Source organism: Limnohabitans sp. 2KL-1, from assembly GCF_003063435.1.
Lineage (GTDB): Bacteria > Pseudomonadota > Gammaproteobacteria > Burkholderiales > Burkholderiaceae_C > Limnohabitans_A.
This window is the reverse complement of record NZ_NESL01000002.1, coordinates 565,291-586,300: the sequence shown is the minus strand read 5'-3', so window position 1 is coordinate 586,300 and position 21,010 is coordinate 565,291. Positions and strand designations below refer to the sequence as shown.

20 protein-coding genes and 1 tRNA gene are annotated in these 21,010 nt (G+C 59.3%); 11 read left to right on the top strand and 10 right to left on the bottom strand.

Annotated elements, in window-relative coordinates; translation table 11 throughout:
• The first annotated feature begins 16 nt into the window (after positions 1-16).
• Together dnaQ and B9Z47_RS07110 are read left to right on the top strand one after the other, a co-directional pair.
• Complete coding sequence (gene dnaQ / locus B9Z47_RS07115) at positions 17-727, top strand: DNA polymerase III subunit epsilon (RefSeq protein ID WP_108330527.1); 711 nt, start codon at positions 17-19, stop codon at positions 725-727.
• Between the two features lie 112 nt (positions 728-839).
• Positions 840-914 (top strand) — tRNA-Val (locus B9Z47_RS07110).
• 93 nt (positions 915-1,007) lie between these two features.
• Here the strand turns inward: B9Z47_RS07110 and B9Z47_RS07105 are convergent.
• The 3 genes from B9Z47_RS07105 to B9Z47_RS07095 form a co-directional block, all read right to left on the bottom strand.
• Positions 1,008-1,979 (bottom strand): tripartite tricarboxylate transporter substrate binding protein, encoded by a 972-nt coding sequence (locus tag B9Z47_RS07105; RefSeq protein WP_108330526.1) that lies wholly within the window; start codon positions 1,977-1,979, stop codon positions 1,008-1,010.
• A 3-nt stretch (positions 1,980-1,982) separates the two neighbouring features.
• A complete protein-coding gene (locus tag B9Z47_RS07100) occupies positions 1,983-2,897 on the bottom strand; it encodes an alpha/beta hydrolase (RefSeq protein WP_108330764.1) in 915 nt (304 codons plus the stop codon).
• 101 nt (positions 2,898-2,998) lie between these two features.
• Entirely contained in the window at positions 2,999-3,892 is an 894-nt protein-coding gene (locus B9Z47_RS07095; RefSeq protein ID WP_158271644.1) for an alpha/beta hydrolase, read from the bottom strand.
• Between the two features lie 146 nt (positions 3,893-4,038).
• Here B9Z47_RS07095 and B9Z47_RS07090 point away from each other — a divergent pair, with 146 nt between their 5' ends.
• Positions 4,039-4,956, top strand: coding sequence for a LysR family transcriptional regulator (locus B9Z47_RS07090; protein ID WP_108330524.1), 918 nt, complete (start codon positions 4,039-4,041; stop codon positions 4,954-4,956).
• An 86-nt stretch (positions 4,957-5,042) separates the two neighbouring features.
• Here B9Z47_RS07090 and B9Z47_RS07085 read toward each other — a convergent pair whose 3' ends face one another.
• Positions 5,043-5,663, bottom strand: coding sequence for a response regulator (locus tag B9Z47_RS07085; RefSeq protein WP_108330523.1), 621 nt, complete (start codon positions 5,661-5,663; stop codon positions 5,043-5,045).
• Positions 5,664-5,857: 194 nt separating this feature from the next.
• Here B9Z47_RS07085 and B9Z47_RS07080 point away from each other — a divergent pair, with 194 nt between their 5' ends.
• From B9Z47_RS07080 to B9Z47_RS07065, 4 genes are all read left to right on the top strand, one after another.
• On the top strand, positions 5,858-7,573 hold the full coding sequence (locus B9Z47_RS07080; protein WP_108330522.1) for a long-chain fatty acid--CoA ligase: 1,716 nt from the start codon (positions 5,858-5,860) through the stop codon (positions 7,571-7,573).
• A 24-nt stretch (positions 7,574-7,597) separates the two neighbouring features.
• Positions 7,598-8,617, top strand: coding sequence for an LLM class flavin-dependent oxidoreductase (locus B9Z47_RS07075; protein ID WP_199226289.1), 1,020 nt, complete (start codon positions 7,598-7,600; stop codon positions 8,615-8,617).
• Positions 8,618-8,644: 27 nt separating this feature from the next.
• The gene (locus B9Z47_RS07070) at positions 8,645-9,664 is read left to right on the top strand and encodes a methionine synthase (protein ID WP_108330521.1); all 1,020 of its coding nucleotides are present in this window, start codon (positions 8,645-8,647) and stop codon (positions 9,662-9,664) included.
• Positions 9,665-9,803: 139 nt separating this feature from the next.
• The gene (locus B9Z47_RS07065) at positions 9,804-10,556 is read left to right on the top strand and encodes a 2OG-Fe dioxygenase family protein (RefSeq protein ID WP_108330520.1); all 753 of its coding nucleotides are present in this window, start codon (positions 9,804-9,806) and stop codon (positions 10,554-10,556) included.
• A gap of 91 nt (positions 10,557-10,647) precedes the next feature.
• Here B9Z47_RS07065 and bktB read toward each other — a convergent pair whose 3' ends face one another.
• The 4 genes from bktB to B9Z47_RS07045 form a co-directional block, all read right to left on the bottom strand.
• Positions 10,648-11,832, bottom strand: coding sequence for a beta-ketothiolase BktB (bktB, locus tag B9Z47_RS07060; protein WP_108330519.1), 1,185 nt, complete (start codon positions 11,830-11,832; stop codon positions 10,648-10,650).
• Positions 11,833-11,954: 122 nt separating this feature from the next.
• Positions 11,955-12,710: an SDR family NAD(P)-dependent oxidoreductase gene (locus B9Z47_RS07055; protein WP_108330518.1), complete on the bottom strand. Its 756-nt coding sequence runs from the start codon at positions 12,708-12,710 to the stop codon at positions 11,955-11,957.
• A 151-nt stretch (positions 12,711-12,861) separates the two neighbouring features.
• Entirely contained in the window at positions 12,862-14,196 is a 1,335-nt protein-coding gene (locus B9Z47_RS07050; protein WP_233253693.1) for a c-type cytochrome, read from the bottom strand.
• Positions 14,193-15,035 (bottom strand): c-type cytochrome, encoded by an 843-nt coding sequence (locus tag B9Z47_RS07045; protein ID WP_108330517.1) that lies wholly within the window; start codon positions 15,033-15,035, stop codon positions 14,193-14,195. The genes B9Z47_RS07050 and B9Z47_RS07045 overlap by 4 nt, the downstream gene beginning before the upstream one ends.
• A 147-nt stretch (positions 15,036-15,182) precedes the next feature.
• On the opposite strand from B9Z47_RS07045, the gene B9Z47_RS07040 reads away from it, so the two are divergent.
• Positions 15,183-15,701 (top strand): GNAT family N-acetyltransferase, encoded by a 519-nt coding sequence (locus B9Z47_RS07040; protein WP_108330761.1) that lies wholly within the window; start codon positions 15,183-15,185, stop codon positions 15,699-15,701.
• A 58-nt stretch (positions 15,702-15,759) separates the two neighbouring features.
• Positions 15,760-16,716, top strand: a complete 957-nt coding sequence (locus B9Z47_RS07035; protein ID WP_108330760.1) for a tRNA-dihydrouridine synthase — start codon at positions 15,760-15,762, stop codon at positions 16,714-16,716.
• Between the two features lie 113 nt (positions 16,717-16,829).
• Here the strand turns inward: B9Z47_RS07035 and B9Z47_RS07030 are convergent, their stop codons facing one another.
• Positions 16,830-17,195 (bottom strand): Hpt domain-containing protein, encoded by a 366-nt coding sequence (locus B9Z47_RS07030; protein WP_233253692.1) that lies wholly within the window; start codon positions 17,193-17,195, stop codon positions 16,830-16,832.
• A gap of 63 nt (positions 17,196-17,258) precedes the next feature.
• Entirely contained in the window at positions 17,259-18,137 is an 879-nt protein-coding gene (locus B9Z47_RS07025; protein WP_108330516.1) for an NUDIX hydrolase, read from the bottom strand.
• A gap of 155 nt (positions 18,138-18,292) precedes the next feature.
• Between B9Z47_RS07025 and B9Z47_RS07020 the strand changes: the two genes are divergently transcribed.
• Entirely contained in the window at positions 18,293-19,204 is a 912-nt protein-coding gene (locus B9Z47_RS07020) for an SDR family NAD(P)-dependent oxidoreductase (RefSeq protein ID WP_108330515.1), read from the top strand.
• Between the two features lie 255 nt (positions 19,205-19,459).
• On the top strand, positions 19,460-20,851 hold the full coding sequence (locus B9Z47_RS07015) for a VCBS repeat-containing protein (RefSeq protein WP_146185771.1): 1,392 nt from the start codon (positions 19,460-19,462) through the stop codon (positions 20,849-20,851).
• Positions 20,852-21,010 lie beyond the last annotated feature (159 nt).

The window sequence follows — 21,010 nt, the reverse complement described above, 5'->3', positions numbered from 1 at the left end:
GGCGGAGCGAAAACCCATGCGTCAAATCGTTCTGGACACCGAAACCACAGGCCTGTCGGCCGAAGGCGGCGACCGCATCATCGAACTCGGTTGCGTGGAGCTGTATGCCCGCAAGCTGACAGGCAACAACCTGCATTTCTATTTCAACCCTGAGCGTGACAGCCACGAAGACGCGCTCAAGGTGCACGGCATCAGCAACGAGTTTTTGCGCGACAAACCCAAGTTTGCCGAGCTGTCTGAAGAAATTCTGGACTACCTCGGTGATGCCGAACTCATCATCCACAACGCGGCGTTTGACATCGGCTTTTTGAACAAAGAGCTCGAACGTGTGGGCAAGAAGCCGCTCAAGGCCTACGTCAGCAACGTGATCGACACCCTGGCCATGGCCAAGGAAATGTTCCCGGGCAAGCGCAACAGCCTGGATGCCTTGTGCGACCGACTGGAAGTGGACAATTCAGGCCGCACGCTGCACGGCGCCTTGCTGGACGCCGAGTTACTGGCCGATGTCTACATCAACATGACGCGTGGCCAGGAGGCCTTGTTGATTGATGCGGGCGATGCGCCCAGCGACACCCAGGCTGTGGTGGTGCAAGTGGATTTGAGTCAGTATGTTCTGCCGGTGTTGTCCGCCAATACGCAGGAGCTGGCTGCTCATGATGATGTGCTGATGCAGCTGGACAAGTCCAGTGGCGGTAAAACTGTCTGGCGGCAAATGCTGGCCGCTTGAATTTGCTGGACGGGTAGGATCCCCGTATCTGCGAATTGCATCATTTTTTAGTGATCTCGCAGAGATTGGGCAGATTTCTATGCCATAATAGAGGTCTTCGCTGAGAGGCGTAGGGCGGTTAGCTCAGGGGTAGAGCACTGCATTCACACTGCAGGGGTCACAAGTTCGAAACTTGTACTGCCCACCAAAAATCCCTAAAAAAGCACTTGTTTTCCAAGTGCTTTTTTTTGTCAAAAATACACCCATCAAGCCTTGAATTCCGCACGATGCGTGTGCAGGTTCATTCCAGTTTGATGCCTGCTTCTTTCACCACTTTGCCCCATTTGTCGAGCTCTGAAACCATCAGTTGCGTCATGGCCTCTGGTGTGGACAGACTCACCTCAACGCCTGCGTCAAACATGGCCTTCTTGGTTTCAGCCGTGTTCATGATCTTGGCTACTTCGCTGTTCAGTCGATTGACAATTTCTTTGGGGGTGCCTGCGGGTGCCAACATGGCGAGCCAGATCGTGGCGTCGTAGCCAGCGACACCGGCTTCCTGCATGGTCGGCACGTTGGGCAATTGGGCGATTCTTTTGGCACTGGTCACGGCTAGCGCATTGAGTCGGCCGTTAGGGACTTGAGCCAGCGCATTGGGCACACCTGCAAAGCTGCTTTCCACCACGCCTGCGACCAGATCGGTGGCTGCCAAGTTGCTGCTTCGGTAAGGCACATGCTTGAGCTGCGTGCCCGTCATGGACGCAAAAAGACCGCCAATGAGGTGCTGTGCGCTGCCGTTGCCAGAGGATGCGTAGTGGATTTTGTTCGGTTGGGCTTTGGCCAGGGTGATGAATTCCTGCACGTTTTTGGCGGGCACCTTGGGGTTGGTGAGCAGCACATACGGCGAGTCCACCAGTTTTGTCACCGTGGTGAAACTTTTGATGGGGTCGTAAGGGATGTTCTTGTAAATCCAGGGACTGATGACGTGTGTCGATGACACGATCAGCAGGGTGTGACCGTCTGCTGCGGCCTTGGCGACCTGGTCGGTGCCGATCATGGAACCCGCCCCCGGTTTGTTTTCGATCACCACGCTTTGGCCCAGTGTCTCACCCAGTTTTTGCCCCAGAATGCGCGCCACCACATCGGTGAAACCGCCAGGACCAAAAGGCACCACCAATTTGATGGGTTTGCTGGGGTAGGCCTGTTGGGCCAGTGCGCAGGTGCCGGTCAGGCTCAAAAGTGCGGTGGTGCAGAGCGCGCCCATTAGCTTTTTCATGGTTTAACCTCGGTAGGATGGTTCGGGTTGAGAAAAGAAGCTGTGCAAAATCTGATAAACCATCAGATGGTTTTTTTGCTGGAAGCTGGCATGCGAGATGCCCTGCATCACGCTGAACTGTTTGTTGGCGCAAGGCAGCAATTTGAAGAAGCTCAGCAAGTCATCCAGACTGGCGATGCCGTCGAATTCACCGCGCATGATCAGGGTGGCCGCTTTGACCTCGGTGGGGTCGATGAGGGGTAACTTGGAGCACATGTCCACGTAGGTGCCGGTGGGCATGGCAGAGTCCAGTGTCAATATGGCGTCTGCGAACGCGTCTTTGGTCGCTTCGTCTGCGCATCCGGGGTGGTCGCGGTTGAAGATGCTGTGCACAAAGGCACGGTCAATCGGGCGGCTGTTTTTGGCTAAAAATTCAGGCAATTTTTTCTTGCGTTCAGCCAGGGTCGGGCTGCCTTCGCCTGTCCAAACAAAAGCATCCAAGGCCAGTTTGGCGACGCGTTCAGGGTGGCGTTGTGCAAACAAGGCGGCTTTGAGCGCACCCGACGAAATGCCGTACACCAGCAACTGCTGTACGCCCGTGGCATTCAAGATGTATTCGCTGCCAGCAGCCAGGTCGTCGGCACCATTGCTGATGTCGAAGTTGATGGGACGGTGCTTGTCCGATCGGCCGTAGCCTTCGTTGTCCATGCACCAGGTGTCGAACCCGCGTTCGGCAAACCAGTCCATCACGGAAGAATAGGGGCGACCCGGCACATGCAGGTCAAATGTTGGCTGAGATGCCATGGACGAGCCATGCACAAACAAAATCGTGCCTGCTGGGACAGCTTGGCTTGCGGCGGGCTTGCGCCACAAGAACAGGCGAGTGTCTCCTTTGTTCGTCCAGTGTTCTTGGCCTCCGGACCATTGAACCGTTGTCATGGTGTTTGTCTCCTTGGATTCGGCCTCTGTGTGGGCTTTTTGTTGGCACGTCGGGGGCTGCACCGCTTGCAAGCCGACCAACGTGGGCAAACAGTTGAGGGCTACATGGGGGCTTTCAGAAAGCTCTCCAGCGCATGGTGGAATTTGTGACGGACGATGCCCATCATGGGGTTGTGGGCAATGCCGGACAGCACCACAAATTGCTTGTCTTTGGTGGGTAAGCGGGCGAAGAAATCGAGCAAATCAGGCTCGGCAGCAATGCCATCGAACTCCCCCCTGATCACCAAAGTGGGGCAGGGGATGGCTTCAGGTTGCGTCAGGGGCAAGTTGGCGCACATGTCGACGTAGGTGCCGGTGGGCACTTCGCTGACCAGAGGCAACTCGGCCGCTGCAATGGCTTTGGGGACACTGTCTTCGCTGGAGCCAGGTTTGTCACGGTTGAACATGCCTTCGTAAAAAGCCAGATCAACTTTGCGGCGGGGGCTGGTGCTGTACTCGGGCAGTTTTTTGCGTCGCTGCTCCAAGGTGGGCGAGCCCGCACCGGTGTAGACCAATGCCGACAGACCCAAGCGTGCGACGGTCTGCGGATGCGCCTCGGTGTACAGGCAGGCACGCAAAGCGCCTGAAGATGAGCCGAAAATGTTGATTTTTTCAGCGCCGGTTTCCTTCAGTATGAAAGGGACCACTGCAGCCAGGTCCATGGCACCAGTGCGTACGTCGCTGTTACCCCGGCCTGACCAACTGGAGCGCCCATAGCCCTCATGGTCTACCGTCCAGACGTCGTAACCTCGGGCCGCGAAGTAATCCATGACCGAGTAGTCTTGGCCTTCGGGCACTTGCAGGTCGTAGGTGTTGCGCCCTGAAACGGTGGAGCCATGGACCAGCAACAAAACGGGTTGGATGGCCTCGCCGGATTGGGGGGCGGTAGCGCGCTTGCGGTACACATACAGGCGAACATCTTCGCGGTTCACAAAATAGTCTTGACTCCAGATCACGGTGTTACAGCCTCGGGTGAATGTTGAAAAATGAGTCGACAGGCCGCTTCATGGGCGGTTCTGTCAAATCTCTTGGGTGACTATACTTTTGTGAATCCGGCCGTGGAAGGGCTTTTCGTGAATACATTGTTTACAGGCATGACCCCATGCGCGACTTGAATGCACTGGCCACTTTTGTGGCGGTCGTGAAAGCAGGCAGCTTTACTTTGGCTGCAGACCATTGCGGCATTTCCAAAGCGCTGGCTACGCGGCACATCCAGGATCTGGAAGTCTCACTGGGTGTCAAATTGCTCAACCGCAGCACCCGCAAGCTTGGGCTGACCCAGGCTGGGGAGCGGTTTTATGACCGTTGCTCACGCATCGTGGCCGAGGCCGATCAGGCGGTACGGGATGTGGAAGAGTTGTCGCGCGGCTCGCATGGCCTGATACGCATCAGCACGGCCATCACCTTTGGGCGCATGCACCTTCTGCCAGCCGTGAACGATTTTCTGGTGCTCAACCCGTCCATTCAGATTGAAGTCACTTTGTCCGAGCGCTTTGCCGATTTGATCTCGGGCAACGCGGATTTGGTGGTGCGACTGGCCGAAGAGCCGCGCCTGAGCAATTTGGTGGCACGCCGCCTGGCGCCTGCGCGATGGATGGTGGTGGCCTCACCGGATTACATCAGCCGACATGGCGTGCCCGTGATGCCGCGAGATTTACTGGATTTCAATTGTCTGGTTTACGACCGGCCCAAAGGAGGAGACTGGCGGTTCAAGGGGCGTGAGGGGGAGCAAAGCATCAAGGTGTCGGGCAATTTGCGCTCCAACGTGGCCGAGGGCTTGCTGGACGCTGCCATTGCCGGTTTGGGCATTGCAGCATTGCCCTCATTTGCCATTGCCCCCTATTTGGCTTCGGGTCAGCTGGTCGAGTTGCTCAGCGACTACAGCTTGCCAGAGAGCACCTTGTATGCGGTTTTTCTGCCAGACCGCAGGTTGCCCGAGCGCATTCGCACGTTTGTTCAGTTTTTGGCAGACCGGTTTTCTTCGCCAGCCTATTGGCGCGCTGGCAAAAAACCGGTTTGAGGCGGACTTCAAAATGACAAAGGGGCTTTCAAAGCCCCTTTTATCAGCATCGGCACCCCATTTCGCTGTTGCTGGGCGGCTTGCAGTCAGGCCGTTTGGTGCTCGATTTTTCTGCCTGCGATCAAGGCAGTGAAAAAGCCATTGAACCACTGCAAGTTGACAGGTTTGGCCATGAAGATCGTGCCCTCTGGCAGACCGCCTTTGGCGGCAATTTCTTCCTGTGACAAAGCAGAAATGACCAGGCAAGTCATGCGTTGAAACTGTGCAGATTGTTTCAGCGTGCGCAACAATTCGAAGCCGTCGACGCCGGGCATGTTCAGGTCGGCGATCAGCACATCGGGCTGAATGCTGGCCATGTCGATCAAAGCTTCAAGTCCTGACGACATGGCCGTGCAATCGACGGGCATCTCGCAGCGGTTGCAGAAATCGCGCACCATGTCGCGGGTCACTGGATCGTCTTCCACCAACAAGACCCGCAGACGGTTTTCCCGGCTTTCGATCGGGCTCATCAGCATGTTGTGCTTTTTTTGATACTCCCGGATTGACGGCATTGAAATGCGTCGATGTCCCCCCTGTGTCTTCCAGGCCTGGAGTTCGTTTTTCTCCACCAGGGTCTGAATGGTGCCCACTGACAAGCCCAGCAGTTTTGCCGCGTAGGTCGTGCCACAGTAGTCTTCGGGGGTGTCTTGAGAGTGGTGTGCTTGCATGTGTTTATTTTAGTGATAAAAATGGCAAACAGTTTAAAAAATAGTACTTAATTATCCTTTTAAAGCCGTGGTGAAACAATTTAATACAAATTAATTGAAAAACTAACAGGGTCCCCGCTGCGACTGTTGAAGGGGTCGTCTAGAGAGGTCCGGGGATTAATATCGTTTTCTATCACCAGTGAGGAGACTTTTCCATGCCCGCTCATGTTGCCGTTTGGCCTGCGCGCCTGCCCGCTCGGATCACCGCGCCTGCGACGTCCTTGTGGATGAATCTGGCGGTCAGCGCCATGCGTTACCCCGAAAAAGCAGCGCTGGTTTTCATGGGACAGGTCTGGACTTACCGGGTGCTGATGGCCGGCGCCGAGCGCTTGGCCGGCCAGTTGCGCAGCTTGGGCGTTCAGCCGGGAGACCGGGTGGTGCTGGACATGCAGAACTGTCCGCAACTGGTGATCGCGCATTTCGCCATCTTGCGCATAGATGCAGTGGTGGTGCCGGTGAACCCCATGAACCGGGCCGAGGAGCTCAAACACTACATCACCGACCCTGACACGCGGGTGGCCGTGACCACGGCTGACCTGGCACCCGATCTGGCTCAGGCCAGCGAGGCCTTGCCTGACACGCAGCGCCTGCAGCATCTGGTGGTGACGCAGTTCACCGATGTGTTTGACCCGGCCGTCGTGGGCCCCGAAGACATGCCCGAGGCTTGGCGTCCCTGGTTGTTGCCGGTGCGGGACTTGCCCGCCCTGGCCACAGGTCAGGTGCATGCCTGGGCCGATCTGATGGCCGCGCCCGCAGTGGCCTTGCCGCCACCGCAAGCCCAAACCGATGACCTGGCCATCTTGCCCTACACCAGCGGCACCACCGGCCTGCCCAAGGGCTGCATGCACACACACGGCACCATCATGCACAACGCCATGTCCAGTGGCCTGTGGGGCAACGGCACGCCGGCCAACGTGACGCTGTGCGTGGTGCCCATGTTCCACATCACCGGCATGGTGAGCGTGATGCATGCCAGCATTTTTCTGGGGGCCAGTCTGGTCATCATGCCGCGCTGGGACCGCGATGTGGCAGGGCATTTGATTTCCAAGTGGGGCGTGACGCACTGGACCAACATCCCCACCATGGTGATCGACTTGCTCGGCAGTCCGCACATGGACCGCTATGACCTGGGCAGCCTGGTTTACATCGGCGGTGGCGGTGCGGCCATGCCCGAGGCGGTGGCCCAGCGTTTGCTGGACCAGTTTGGTCTGCGTTATGTGGAGGGCTATGGCCTGACCGAAACCGCGGCCCCTTCGCACACCAACCCGCCCGATGCGCCCAAAAAGCAGTGCCTGGGCATTCCGTTCATGAACGTTGAATCGCGCATCGTCGACCCCGAGACCCTGGCCGAATTGCCGCCCGGCGAGTCGGGCGAAATCGTGATCAGCGGCCCGCAGGTGTTCAAGGGCTATTGGAAGCGGCCCGAGGCGACGGCGGCGGCTTTCTTTGAGCGTGACGGTTTGCGGTTTTTCCGCTCAGGAGACATGGGACGGGTTGATGAAGCGGGGTACTTTTTCATGACCGACCGCTTGAAGCGCATGATCAATGCCAGTGGTTTCAAGGTCTGGCCGGCCGAGGTCGAGGCCTTGATGTTCCGTCACCCGGCGATTCAAGAGGCGTGCATCATCGCCACGCGCGACGCTTACCGGGGCGAATCGGTCAAGGCGGTGGTGGTTTTGCGGCAAGACCACAAGGGCAAAGTGTCGGAGCAAGACATCATCGACTGGTGCCGTGAGAACATGGCTGTTTACAAAATGCCCCGCGCTGTGAGTTTTGTCGATGCCTTGCCCAAGAGCGGCAGCGGCAAAGTCATGTGGCGGGCACTGCAAGAGGCCGAAATGGCCGCCTTGGGCGCACCTGCTAAGGTTTGAGCCCATGTACCCATCCAAACTCAAATGAGCTTGAGACTTTCCATACTTGACCAATCGGCCGCCGCTTCCGGGCGCGGCCAGGACGCCACCATCCGCCAGACGCTGGACCTGGCGCAAAAGGCCGAGGCCTGGGGTTATGACCGCTTCTGGGTGAGTGAGCACCACAGCCACCCCAGCATCGTGGGCAGCGCCCCCGAGGTCTTGATGGCCGCTATCGCCGCCCGCACACAGCGCATCCGCATCGGCAGCGCGGGGGTGATGTTGCCGCACTATGCGCCCTTGAAGGTGGCTGAGCAGTTTCGCGTGCTCGACGCGCTGGCACCCGGGCGCATCGACTTGGGTGTGGGCCGTGCGCCCGGCAGCGATGGGCGCACCGCGCAGTTGCTCAATTCCGACCGCAATGCCTCGGAGCGCTTTCCGCAGCAGGTCATGGAGCTGCAAGCCTGGGTGAGTGGCCACAATCTGCCACCTGGCCACCCCGGGCACAACGTGTACGCCTACCCGCAGTCGGGCACCGCGCCTACGGTGTGGATGCTGGGCAGCTCGGACTACGGCGCCCAATTGGCGGCGCACTTGGGGCTGCCTTATGCGTTTGCTTACTTCATCACCGACGGGCAGGGCGCTGACGAAGCCCTGCAGATTTACCGCGAGAGTTTCCGCCCCAGTGCTGGCCTGCAAAGGCCATCCGCCGTCTTGTGTGTCTGGGCCTTGGCCGCCGACACCGACGAAGAGGCCCAGCGTCTGTTCGAAAGCCGCGCCCGCTGGAAGATGGACCGGAATCTGGGCCGCATCGGGGCGCTGTTGCCGCCCGAAGAAGCGGCACGCGACTACAGCCCGGCCGAGCAGTTTGCGCTGGAGCGCCTGCGCGAATCGGCCCTGATGGGTTCGGCTGCCACGGTGGGCCGCAAGCTGCGCCAACTGGCTGCACGGCTGGAGGTCGATGAGCTGGTGGTCATCACCTGGACGCATGACCCTGCCGCCCAATGCCGATCGTACGAACTGCTCGCCCAAGAATTTGAATTGGCGGCAAACTCCACGCTTTGATTTTTTCAAACCCTCAGGATTTTTGACATGTTCACCACCGCAATCGCTGGCAGCTTGCCCAAACCCGCTTGGCTGGCCGAGACCGAAAAACTCTGGCCCCAATGGACCACCCAAGGTCCCGAGTTGCAGCAAGCCAAGGCCGACGCCACGCTGCTGTGGATCAAGGCGCAAGAAGACGCAGGTCTCGACGTGATCGGTGACGGCGAGCAGGCCCGCCAGCACTTTGTGCACGGCTTTGTCGAGCAGGTCGAGGGCATCGACTTTGTGAACAAGGTCACCATGGGCATCCGCAACAACCGCTATGACGCGCAGGTGCCACAAGTCATTGCGCCGCTGCGCCTGAAGGGCCGCGTACACGCGTTTGAAGCGCAGCTGGCCCGTGCCCACACCAAGAAAAAACTCAAATTCACCTTGCCTGGCCCGATGACGATTGTGGACACGGTGGCCGACCGCTTTTATGGCGACAAGGTCAAGATGGCCATGGCCTTTGCCGAGCTGCTCAATCAGGAAGCGCTGGCGCTGCAGGCTGACGGCGTGGACATCATCCAGTTTGACGAACCCGCGTTCAACGTCTACATGGACGACGCCGCCGACTGGGGTGTGAAAGCGCTCGAGGTGGCCGCGAGGGGCCTGACCTGCACCACGGCCGTGCACATTTGCTACGGCTACGGCATCGAAGCCAACAACAAATGGAAAGAGACGCTGGGCGACGAATGGCGTCAGTATGAAAAGGTGTTCCCGGCCCTGGCCAAGAGCAGCATCCAGCAGGTCAGTCTGGAGTGCATGCACTCGCATGTGCCGATGGAGATGATGAAGCTGCTGGAAGGCAAGGACGTCATGGTGGGCGTGATCGACGTGGCCAACCCAGCCATCGAAACGCCCGAAGAAATCGCCGACACGATTGGCCGCGCCTTGCAGTTCGTGCCCAAGAACCGCCTGATCGCCTGCACCAACTGCGGCCTGGCTCCCATGAGCCGCGCTGTGGCCGAGGCCAAGCTCAAGGCGCTGGCCGAGGGGGCCAAGCTGGCCAGCCAGCGCTACGCCTGAAGGGCGATGGCTTTCTTCGGCCGAGGGCTGATCCACACCAACCCCTCCCTCGAAAGGAGACCATTGCGATTCGATCAATGCGCTCAGGCTTGGTCGGGCGTTATGCTTGCCTACTTTGCTTGAATTTTCGGATGCTTCCATGCCTCAACAGACGCTGCAACCCCCTTTGACTCCGCCCGATCAGCTGGACGCCACCTTGGCGGTACAGGGGTTTGCCGTGCTGAGTGTGGCCAGCGTATGCCAACTGGCCGGTGTGTCCGTGGCGGCCTTGCAGGCACTTGAATCCAGCTGGCATGATTTGCCGCCCGACCAGTACCTCAAGGACGGCGGGCGCTACCGGCGCAGGCGTCATGCCAGTTTTGAAGTCACGCCGACCCAGGTGCAGGCCGTGCCGCACCGCGCCCATTGGCAACCCCTGTCTTACAACGCCCTGCATGGCGGCATGCAGCGCTGGTTTGACCCGATGGCCGCCGAGGTGGTGCAACAAACGGCTTGGTCGGCGCTGTTGCAGTGGCTCGCCGATGTGGCCTCCAAGGCGCAGGGCCAGCAGACCTGGTACACCGAAGCGCACCAGTTCCGCATCGACACCACCGACGGCATTGGCCGCCCCACGCCCGAAGGCGCACACCGCGATGGCGTGAATTGGGTGGCGGTGTTCCTCATTGGTCGTCACGGCATCAAAGGCGGTGAGACGCGTGTTTTTGACATGGACAGCCCACGCGGCCAGCGCTTCACGCTGACCGAACCCTGGTCGCTTTTGTTGCTGGACGATACCCGCGTGATCCACGAAACCACCCCCATCCAGCCCGAGCAAGCCGGTGGCTGGCGTGACACGCTGGTGGTCACGCTGCGTTCGGGTGGTTTTCTGGACGAACCCGTGCAAAAAACCTGAACAGGGTCCCATCTTTCAAAACAAAAAGCCCGGTGCAAAAACACCGGGCTTTTTGTTGTGGATGATCCCGGCGAACCGGGACCAGGATGGGTCACATGCGCTCAAAAATCGCCGCAATGCCCTGACCGCCACCAATGCACATGGTGACCAGCGCGTAGCGGCCTTGAATGCGTTGCAGCTCGTACAGGGCTTTGACGGTGATCAGCGCGCCGGTCGCGCCGATGGGGTGGCCCAGCGAAATGCCTGAGCCGTTGGGGTTGACCTTGGCGGGGTCCAGGCCCAGCTCGCGGGTCACGGCGCAGGCTTGCGCTGCAAAGGCTTCGTTGGCTTCGATCACGTCCAGGTCGTTGACTGTCAGGCCGGTTTTCTTGAGCACGGCTTGCGTGGCCGAGATCGGGCCCACGCCCATGATCTTGGGGTCCAAGCCCGTGTGGGCATAGCCCACCAGACGGGCCAGCGGCTTGGCACCACGGGCCTTGGCCGCACCGGCTTCCATCAACACCACGGCCGCAGCCGCGTCGTTGATGCCCGAAGCATTGCCTGCGGTCACAGTGCCGTTTTCTTTCACGAACACGGGCTTGAGCTTGGCCATGTCTTCGAGCTTGCAGCCGGGGCGGAAATGCTCGTCAGTGGCGTAAGCGATCTCGCCTTTTTTGCTCTTCAGCATGACCGGCATGATCTGGTCTTTGAAGTAACCGGCAGCCGTGGCGCGTTCTGCGCGGTTGTGGCTTTCCACAGCCAGCGCGTCTTGCATCTCGCGGGTGATGCCGTATTTGGCAGCCACGTTTTCGGCGGTCACGCCCATGTGGATGGTGTGGAAGGGGTCGTGCAAAGCGCCGACCACCATGTCGACCATCTTGGTGTCACCCATGCGGGCACCCCAGCGGGCGCTCAAAGATGCATAGGGGCCACGGCTCATGTTTTCAGCGCCGCCGCCAATGGCGATGTCGCAGTCGCCCAACAGGATGGACTGGCTGGCGCTCACGATGGCCTGCAGGCCCGAGCCGCACAGGCGGTTCACGTTGAAGGCCGGAGTGCCTTCGGCGCAGCCGCCATTGATGGCCGCCACGCGCGACAAATACATGTCTTTGGGCTCGGTGTTGACCACATGGCCGAACACCACGTGGCCGACGTCTTTGCCGTCGGTGCCTGCGCGGGACAGGGCTTCGCGCACGACTTGTGCGGCCAGCTCGGTGGGGGCGATGTCCTTCAGGCTGCCGCCATAGGTACCAATGGCGGTGCGCACACCGCTGACAACAACAACTTCACGGCTCATGGGATAGGTCTCCGAATTGAAAAGAATGGAAAAAATGGCACGGGTTACAACGCCGGTCAGTGTCAGGTGCAATGGCTACAGCGGCCTGACAAGTCCAACCCCTAACGCTCAACGCTCAACGCTCAGCCCCGCACATCGGCCACCGGCTCGCGCCCGAAGTCGGGCCGGGCCAGGAAGCGCAGCACCTGCTCGGCGGCCTGCGCGGGTGAGCTGAGCTGGCCTTGGGCTTTGAGTTGCAAGAACTTGGCTTGGTCCGGAAAAGCCTCGCCCGTTGCACCGCGCAGCTGCACCTGCATGTCGGTGTCGATCACGCCGGGGGCGAGTGAGCAGACTTTGGCGCCGTTGGGGTGCAGGGCTTCGTCCAGTGCCATGCAGCGGGTGAAATGGTCCATGCCCGCTTTGGCGGCACAGTAGCCCGCTTGTGAAGCCATGGCGTAGCGGCCCAGGCCCGATGAAATGTTGAGCACTTTGCGTGGCAACGGCCAAGCCCGCGTGGCTTCCAAAAATGCCGCACACAAGGCCATGGGCGCTTCCAGTCCCACCCGCAGAGCCTGTGCCAGATCGGCAGGGCGTGACTGGCTGAGCGGCACGATGGGTGGGATGACGCCCGCGTTGTTGATCAGGCTGGCGCTGGCGAAGTCGGCCGGGTTCTGGCTGTGCAGCCACTCTCGCAGGCGTTCACTGGCACCCTCGCCGTCGGCCAGGTCGAGCTGCCATTGGGTCAGGGACACGGTTGCTGTTACAGCGGCAGCGGCCAGATCCGGGTTGGCGTGGCGCGAGATGCACAGCAGGGCGTTGCCGCGCTGCAGCAGTTGTTCGGCCATGGCCAGGCCCATACCGCGTGAAGCGCCTGTGAGGATGTAGAGGTGTTGTGACATGTCCGAAATATTAGCGGTGTCTATCTGGCCAAACGGTGCCGCAGATGACAGGTCTGCCGGGTAGCTCAGGGCTTGATGCCATACATGTGGAGCAAGCCCCCCGCTTGCGAACGCAAGCAGGCGGCCAGCCTTTGCCCATGCTTTGGCCAGGTCAATGGCCTTGCGCTGCCCGGATTCGGTTGACCTGCAGGGGCGTGACTTCGCTGGCTTGGTTGCCCCATCGGCTGCGCAGGTGGGTCAGCACGGCCGCGATGTCCCGGTCGTCCAGCTCAAGAACGGCGGGCGGCATGCCAAAGGGGCGGGGGTGGCCTTCGGTGGCGGGGCCGTAGCCGCCATACAGCACCAATTGCACCAGATTGGTGGGGTCCTTGAGCAGCACGGCGCGGTTGCCGGCCAATGCGGGGTAAGCCACTTCGCCCGGCGCGGTGTTCACGCCTTCGCCTTGCTCGCCGTGGCATTGCAGGCATTGGCGCTCGTAGATCTTGGCACCCTGGGTGGCCACTTGCAGGCTGATGCGGGCGGGGATGGGTGCAGCAGGTGCCTTTTGGGGCACGGTGTGCGCACGGGATTGCAAATACACCGCCATGGCTTGCAGGTCGGCCTGGTTCAGGTGTTGCAGGCTGTGCTGTACCACTTCGCCCATGGGGCCGCTGGTTTGGGCTGTTGTCGAAGCCCCATTACGCAGCAGTCGCACGATCTCGGGCAGGGGCGTGCTGGCCAACCCGCTTTCGGCGTCGCTGGTCAGGTCCGGCGCGTACCAGTTGACCACGGGCATCAGGCCCCCGGACAAATCGCTGACGGTGCCGCTGGCCCCCAGCGCGTTGCGCGGGCTGTGGCAGGCGGCGCAGTGGCCCAGGCCTTGCACCAGATAAGCGCCCCGGTTCCATTCGGCGCTTTGCGCTTTGTCGGCCTGGAAGGGGCTGGGCTCAAAGAACAGGCTGCGCCACACGGCCAGGGCAGGCTGCGTGCCGACGGGCCAGACCAGGGTGTGGGCTGGCTGGGCCTGCACCACCGGGGGCAGGCTGCTCAGCCAGGCAAAGATGGCGTCGCTGTCACCCCGGGTGATGACGCTGGTGTGGTTGTATGGAAAAGCCGGTGCCAGCAAACGCCCGTCTTTGGATCGGCCCCGGTGCATCGCTTGCCAGAAGTCTTGCGCTCGCCAGCGGCCCAGGCCGGTTTCAGGGTCGGGTGTGAGGTTGCTGCTGTACACCCCGCCAAAAGGGGTGTCGATGCGGCGTCCGCCCGCCAAGGGTGTGCCGCCCCGGGCGGTGTGACAGGCCATGCAGTTGCCCGCGATGGCCAGGTAGCGGCCTTGCTCGACTTGCATTTCGGTGGCTTTGCCCGTGGCGTGGGGCGCGTCTTGGTGAGTTACCAACAAGTCACCCCAGTTGTCCCATATCACAGCGAGGGCCAGCACCAGCAGGCAGGTCAGCGTCACCCAACCCAGACGTTTGATGGGGTGCATGCCCAGTACACGGCGGATCATGGCCGACCTCCGTTCTGGGGCTTGGCAGGGCTGGCAGGGCTTGCTGGAGTGCGCGTTGTCGGTGCTTGCGCTGCCGACAATTCCGGCGCGCTGCCGCAGCGCAGGGCGTCAGGCAAAGCCGGGCCTGACGGAATGCGTTCGGCCGGTCGGGTGTCGGCAGGCAATGGCTGGCGCGCCAGCCAGCTCGACACGGCAATCAGGTCTTCAGAGGGCATGCGTTTGACGATTTCGGCCATGCAGTCTGGGGCGTGGGCGCGCCGCTGCGCGGTTTGCCAGGCCCCCAGTTGGGCGTTCAAGTAGTCCAGCGGCAAGCCCAGCAGCCCCGGCACATTCGGTTGTACGCCCGTCAGGCGCACGCCGTGGCATTGGGTGCAGGCGGGCAGGCCGCGTGCGGCGTCGCCTTGCGTGACCAGTTGCTGGCCCTTGGTCAGGCGCTCGGGTGTGATGGCGTTGTTGGCCGTGGGGGCAGGGTAGGGCAGTTTCAGATCGGCAAAGTACTGCGCTATTTCGCCCAAATAGGCGTCGCTCAGGGGATCCACCAGGCGCGCCATCAGGTCGTAATGGCGGCGGCCTTGCGCGAAATTGCGCAGTTGGTTGTGCAGGTAACCGGCGGGCTTGCCCGCCAGGCGCGGGTAATAACCGTCTGGGCCGGCGCGGCCCTGATCCCCATGGCACGCGGTGCAGGCGCGGGTGCGCTCGGCCATGTCGTCTGCAAAACGAGAAGGGGGTGGGGTTTGCGCGCTCACCTGGCCCGCCAACAATGCACTGGCTGCGAACAACAGGCCTTTGAAAAACCAGGCTGTAGTGACTTTCAACCGGGGGCTGAGCGCAGCGCTCATTGGGGTGGGGCCTTGGGTTGTCGCTGAATTAATGCTGCTCAAAAACGTCCTCATGCGCTGAAGATAACCGATGCGGCGACAATGTCGGGTTTTGCGCTGAAAGCCCTGTGGCCCCAGTGCGTTGTTTTTCTTTTTCAAGTTCACGCCATGTCCGATATCCAAGTCCGATTTGCCACCCTCCAAGACGCCCCTGCCGTGGCCGCCCTGCATGTCACCGCCTGCCGCGCCGCCTATGCGGGCCAGGTGCCCGAAGCCCATTGGGACGCCACGCCCATGCCCAAAAGGGTGTCTTTCTGGAAAGAGGCGATCGAATACGGCGAGCCGCAAGTCGTGGTGGCCGTCGATGGCCGGGACATCGTGGGTTTTGCAGGCTTTGACCGTTCGCGTGACCCCAAGAGCAAAAACACCACCGGCGAGATTTGGGCCATTTACGCCGCGCCCGACCGCATGGGCCAAGGCATTGGTCTGGCGCTGTGGGACGCCGCCCGCGAGGGGCTGGAAGACGAGGGTTGCACCGATGTGACCGTTTGGTTGCCTTTGTTGCACGAAAAAACGCTGCGTTTTCACGACCTGGCCGGCTTCAAGCGCGAGATGAACACCGCCCGTACCGTGCCTCTGGGGGGCGTCAAGGTCGAAGAGGTGCGCCTCAAGCGCAAGCTGGCCTGATGCAGCTCCATATGGGCCGAAGTTGAGCACCCAGCCCTTGCAGATCATGCTGGCCCCGATGGAGGGTTTGCTGGACCACACCTTGCGCGATGTGTTGACGCGGCTGGGTGGGGTGGATGTGTGCGTGTCCGAGTTCATTCGGGTCACCAACACGGTCTTGCCACGACGAGCCTTTGTGCGGGTGGCCCCCGAACTGCTCAACCAAAGCCGAACCCCCGCCGGGGTGCCGGTCAAGGTGCAGCTGCTGGGTTCGGACCCGGCGTGCCTGGCTGACAACGCAGCCGCATTGGCCGAGTTGGAGCCTGCAGGCATTGATCTGAACTTTGGCTGCCCCGCCAAAACCGTGAACCAGCATCGCGGCGGTGCGGTGTTGCTGGACGAACCGGAATTGGTCGGGCGCATTGTGGCGGCGGTGCGCCGCGCGGTGCCTGCACACATCCCGGTCTCGGCCAAGATGCGGCTGGGTTACAACGACGACCGACGTGCAGAGGACTGTGCCCAGGCCATCGAGACCGCCGGAGCCAGCGATCTGGTGGTGCATGCGCGCACCAAGGCGCATGGGTACCGTCCACCGGCTTATTGGGACCGCATTGCCGATTTGCGCCAGCATGTGCGCATGCCCATGGTGGCCAATGGCGAGATTTGGACTGTGGCCGATGCGCTGCGTTGCCGCGAGGTGACGGGCTGCCACCGCATCATGATCGGACGCGGCATGGTGGCCGATCCGGGGCTGGCGTTCGCCATTGCGCAGCACGGGGCCACGGGGGACAAGCTGGCACCGGGTCAGGGGGTGGCCTGGTCACGCATTGCGGGCCTGATGCAGGTGTTCTGGGATGGCATCAGTTTGCGTGTGGCCACGCGGCACCGTGCGGGGCGGCTCAAGCAGTGGCTCAACTACATGCGCCGGGTGTACCCCGAAGCGCAACAGGCTTTTGACGAATTGCGTCTGGTGCACGATGCAGCCCACATCGAGCGCTGGCTGAAGCTGCAATCGGTGACGGGCCTGGATGCATAGCCAAAATCCCCGTTGGGGGAGAGTTGCTAAGCCTTGGTGGCAGCCAATTGGCAGCGAATGGGTGGCCAAGACTCAGTAGTCAAGCGGCAGCCAAGTCACTGCCAGAAGGCGTTTCAGGTGGTGGGGTTCAGCCGGAGATGCTCAAGGACCTCAAGGCGCAGTGATTCCAGCTGAGGTGCAAGTTGGCTGTAGGCAGCGCGCAGCTCACCGACTTCGGCATGTTTGCTCATTTCCTCGACCTTGACCACCAGCTCGACCAGACTGTCCACGCAAAACACAGGGGTGAAGCCCTTGAGCTGGTGCAGTATCCGGTTGGCCCCGTAGACATCGTCTTTGTCCAGCAATTCTTGCAGGCGTGGCAAATCGTCGCTCAAGGTTTGCTCCAGTGTCTTGAGCAGCGACAGGACGCCGTTGGTGTCGCCGATGAACTCCATGGCCCGCTCGACGGACAGATAGCTGGGGTTGTGTGTGGTGCTCATGGTGCGATGTTACAAGTGAATACAAAAATCACGTAAGTAAATGAAACGTGACACCCCCGTATTCTAGTCAAGCAAAGCGGCCAGACCCGAATCGGGCTCAAAACGTTTGTTTTTGAACATCAGTCGGCTGGGGCCGGGAAACGCGGCCTGTTTGACCGAATGTCGGGGATCGCCCGGGTAGCAGATGGTTCGGATGCCATCCTGATCAAACGGTTCGGGTTGGACCACAGGCGGTAGGCGTGCCTGGGCTTCGGCTAAAACGCTGCGTGCGTCCGGGTGTTTGCTCAGGTGCACCAAGCTCATGATCTGGGGCGGTGCCAACTCGATGTCGCGGTCCCAATAGCGTGTCAAAGCTTCGCGGGGGGTGATCCAGACGACTTCGGTGGCCTCATGGTTGTCGTGTTCGGCGAACTGGTCATCGGGCACCTGTGTGACGAAAAAACGCGTGTCAAAGCGCTTGTTCGTCACGGACGCTTGTTGCGGGGTGATCCACCTGGACCAAGGCACGAGCAGGTCGGTGCGCAACTGCAGTGCACGGGATTGGAACGCTTCGTGCCAGCTTTGGCCGTTGCGCAAGGCCAGTTGCAAGTCTCCCGTTTCTTGGGCATCTGCCTGGCTGCGACCCAGCAGCACCCGGCACTCCTCATAAGCCTCGCGCATGGCCGCTACAAACAGGCCCGCCGCCCGTTCATTGGGCAGCCCCGGCTCGTTCAGGCGCTGGTGCAAGGTGGCACTGTCCTGGCTCAGCCGTGGCAGCCACGCCGGATCCTGGTCTGCGGCATCGAGCTTGCCGCCGGGAAACACGTACACCCCCCCCAGCACATTGGAGGCTTGGTGTCTGCGCATCAGCAGCACTTGCAAACCGGTTTGGGCATCGCGCAGCATCACCACGGTGGCTGCGTCAAGGGGCGGTGCGGTCAGAATTTCGGTGTTCAGTTCCATGAGGATGTCAATCGGGTAACAGCCAGCGTCAAGGGGCTGGTTTAAAGTCTGTGCGCAGTGGGCTGCGTGATTTGGACAGCAGATTAGCAGATGAATCCTGGCTGGCGTGTCGCCTGCTTTTGCAGCTCCGTCTTTCAATGTCACAAGGAAAATACATGAGCATCGATTTCAAAGGCCGCGTCGCGATCGTCACGGGCGCTGGCGGCGGTTTGGGCAAGCAACACGCGCTGGCGCTGGCCGCGCGCGGGGCCAAAGTGCTGGTCAATGACCTGGGTGGCGATGTGCATGGCGTGGGCGGCTCGGTGTCGGCAGCGCAGGCCGTGGTCGACGAAATCCGTGCGGCGGGCGGCGAAGCTTTGGCCAACGGGGCTTCGGTCACCGACTTTGAGGCTGTCAAGGCCATGGTGCAGCAAGCGGTGGACGCCTGGGGCCGGGTGGACATTCTGGTCAACAACGCGGGCATCCTGCGCGACAAAAGTTTTGCCAAGATGGAACTGGCCGACTTCAAACTGGTGATGGATGTGCATGTCATGGGCGCAGTGCATTGCACCAAGGCCGTTTGGCCCCTCATGCAGGCACAAAACTACGGGCGTGTGGTGATGACCACTTCGTCCAGCGGTTTGTATGGCAACTTTGGCCAGGCCAATTACGGCGCGGCCAAGATGGCGCTGGCCGGTTTGATGCAAACCCTGTCGATCGAGGGCGAGAAGCACAACATCCGCGTGAACTGCCTGGCCCCCACGGCGGCCACCCGCATGACCGAGGGCCTGATGCCCGAGGCCGTGCTGCAGGCGCTGGAGCCCAGCGCTGTGGTGCCCGCCATGCTGGTCATGGCCAGCGACGACGCGCCCAACCGCACCATCATTTGTGCGGGCGCAGGCAGTTTTGAAGTGGCGCACATCACCCTGACCCAAGGCGTGCACCTGGGCACCGGCCCAGATACCGCCGAGCGCTTGGCCGCTGCCATGGCCCAAGTCACCGACCGCCGAGACGAAACGGTTCCACGTTCGGGTTCCGAGCAGGGGACGCTGGAAGTGGGCAAAGCCATGGCGGCGCATCGGGCGTGACGGATGAACGGAGGCCATCCCAGTCCGAAGCCAATTGACGTTGGTTTTTGATCTCAGAAATGCCGCAGAGGGACTGTCACGGATGATGTGGCAGCAACAAGCACCAGTACACATTGGATCAGTGGGTCGGAGAGCGCCTCGGATGCAAGCATAAAGTTTATTGTCTCCTCTAACCGTGTTGCTTTTCGCAGTTGAATTCGAGTAATATAAAATTTATGATCTAATAAAATCAATATTTTGTGCAAGAGAGTATCAATGAATGTCAATAACCTTCTTTTGGCTTTAAGTGTTGCTGTTATTTCTGCCTGTGGCGGTGGCGGTGGCGGTGGCGGTGGCGGCAGTAGCAGCGGCACAACGCAAACTCCTGTAGCGGCCAACATTTCAACTGCAACAATGGCTGCTGGAGTGCAACCTTGGTTTCACACATACATGAAGATTTCTGATGGAAGTGAAATATTGGTACTTACAACAATGGGACCAAATGCACAGGCTCTCTCAAACCCGACCCCTGTACTGATGGCTAAAGCCAACAGTACAGGGGTAATGGACGTAACCGATCATTACTTTACCAAAGCACCTAATATCTACTGGGGGCGAAACATTGTGGCTTTCAATGACCCTAAAACTGACCTGCAATCTCTTTGGTTTTGTAATCATGGGCGTGAGGTTGGCAGTTATAAAGATGCCGCGACACCACGTATCAATGGCATTTGGGGAGAACAAGACCTGTTGTTTACGATGCAAAATGGAAAATTTATAGATCAAACGTTATCATTGCCACAGTCAAATGACTTCACCCATGGATGCGCCTCAGCAAGTATTGGGGATGAAAATAGTTTGGTTTTTATTAAAAATACGCTTGGTGTATTTGATGGAAATCCATCAATGCAGATATTTAAAAAAATAAATAATATTTTTGTTAATATGCCATTTGATCCTAGTATATTATCAAATGATATGCCTACATGGTGGGTCGGGAAGGGTGATTTTTTAAAAAATGGAAAAGACGCTATTGTTTTTGGTCAGCAAGTTGTGAGTTTTATTGGAAATTTTTACCAAGTCACACAAATTTTAAAAGCGCCTGCATTGGAAGAGCAAGGATACAAGAATTATCAAAACGGATTGGTTGGAGATTTGAATGGTGATGGCTATCCAGATGTGATAGAAATTCTCAGCGGAGATGGAATCAGTAAGCCATTTTTAAGCGGTGCAATGCTCGCTGTGTTCATTAATGATGGACATGGACGTTTGCAGTATTCTGCATCCGCCATTCCAACACATCAACCAACAGATTTCGGCCTTGATCTTCGAATAATAGATATTAACTTTGATGGAAAAATGGATATCGTTAGCAGTGGTCCAAAATATGGTTATCAATTAAATGAATCGATTGGTGATTGGTCGACAACTATTGTTCTTGTTAATAATGGAGATGGTACATTTAGCAAAAAGAAAATTGCTGATGCTGAGCTAAATATTAGATGTGCAGCGGCTGGTATATTGGTTTGTGGACGTGGGACATATTTCATGGCAAGTGGCGATAAAAATTCTTATAACTTGTTGATGTCTGGTGTTAATTCATCTTCGGGTAAATGGATTTTGTACGGTCGTTCGGTAACAATAAATACACCACTTGTATTGGATTGAAATAATTCATTCAATTTTTTGAAATATGGTGATGCATTCGTCCATGGTGTAGACCTATTTTTTGATAATCATCGCCATCACCACTTATTTCAACGCGCTCAAAATGGGATGGCCAGCAGGATACAAGCAAGTTGCGCTGCTCGGCATACATTGAGGCAG

Coding starts and splice junctions, on each gene's coding strand:
- bktB (WP_108330519.1), bottom strand. CDS start 11,832: ATGAGCCGTGAAGTTGTTGTTGTCAGCGGTGTGCGCACCGCCATTGGT.
- dnaQ (WP_108330527.1), top strand. CDS start 17: ATGCGTCAAATCGTTCTGGACACCGAAACCACAGGCCTGTCGGCCGAA.
- B9Z47_RS07025 (WP_108330516.1), bottom strand. CDS start 18,137: ATGGAACTGAACACCGAAATTCTGACCGCACCGCCCCTTGACGCAGCC.
- B9Z47_RS07075 (WP_199226289.1), top strand. CDS start 7,598: ATGAGCTTGAGACTTTCCATACTTGACCAATCGGCCGCCGCTTCCGGG.
- B9Z47_RS07100 (WP_108330764.1), bottom strand. CDS start 2,897: ATGACAACGGTTCAATGGTCCGGAGGCCAAGAACACTGGACGAACAAA.
- B9Z47_RS07015 (WP_146185771.1), top strand. CDS start 19,460: ATGAATGTCAATAACCTTCTTTTGGCTTTAAGTGTTGCTGTTATTTCT.
- B9Z47_RS07020 (WP_108330515.1), top strand. CDS start 18,293: ATGAGCATCGATTTCAAAGGCCGCGTCGCGATCGTCACGGGCGCTGGC.
- B9Z47_RS07035 (WP_108330760.1), top strand. CDS start 15,760: ATGGAGGGTTTGCTGGACCACACCTTGCGCGATGTGTTGACGCGGCTG.
- B9Z47_RS07070 (WP_108330521.1), top strand. CDS start 8,645: ATGTTCACCACCGCAATCGCTGGCAGCTTGCCCAAACCCGCTTGGCTG.
- B9Z47_RS07065 (WP_108330520.1), top strand. CDS start 9,804: ATGCCTCAACAGACGCTGCAACCCCCTTTGACTCCGCCCGATCAGCTG.
- B9Z47_RS07050 (WP_233253693.1), bottom strand. CDS start 14,196: ATGATCCGCCGTGTACTGGGCATGCACCCCATCAAACGTCTGGGTTGG.
- B9Z47_RS07085 (WP_108330523.1), bottom strand. CDS start 5,663: ATGCAAGCACACCACTCTCAAGACACCCCCGAAGACTACTGTGGCACG.
- B9Z47_RS07040 (WP_108330761.1), top strand. CDS start 15,183: ATGTCCGATATCCAAGTCCGATTTGCCACCCTCCAAGACGCCCCTGCC.
- B9Z47_RS07055 (WP_108330518.1), bottom strand. CDS start 12,710: ATGTCACAACACCTCTACATCCTCACAGGCGCTTCACGCGGTATGGGC.
- B9Z47_RS07105 (WP_108330526.1), bottom strand. CDS start 1,979: ATGAAAAAGCTAATGGGCGCGCTCTGCACCACCGCACTTTTGAGCCTG.
- B9Z47_RS07030 (WP_233253692.1), bottom strand. CDS start 17,195: ATGAGCACCACACACAACCCCAGCTATCTGTCCGTCGAGCGGGCCATG.
- B9Z47_RS07080 (WP_108330522.1), top strand. CDS start 5,858: ATGCCCGCTCATGTTGCCGTTTGGCCTGCGCGCCTGCCCGCTCGGATC.
- B9Z47_RS07045 (WP_108330517.1), bottom strand. CDS start 15,035: ATGAGCGCTGCGCTCAGCCCCCGGTTGAAAGTCACTACAGCCTGGTTT.
- B9Z47_RS07090 (WP_108330524.1), top strand. CDS start 4,039: ATGCGCGACTTGAATGCACTGGCCACTTTTGTGGCGGTCGTGAAAGCA.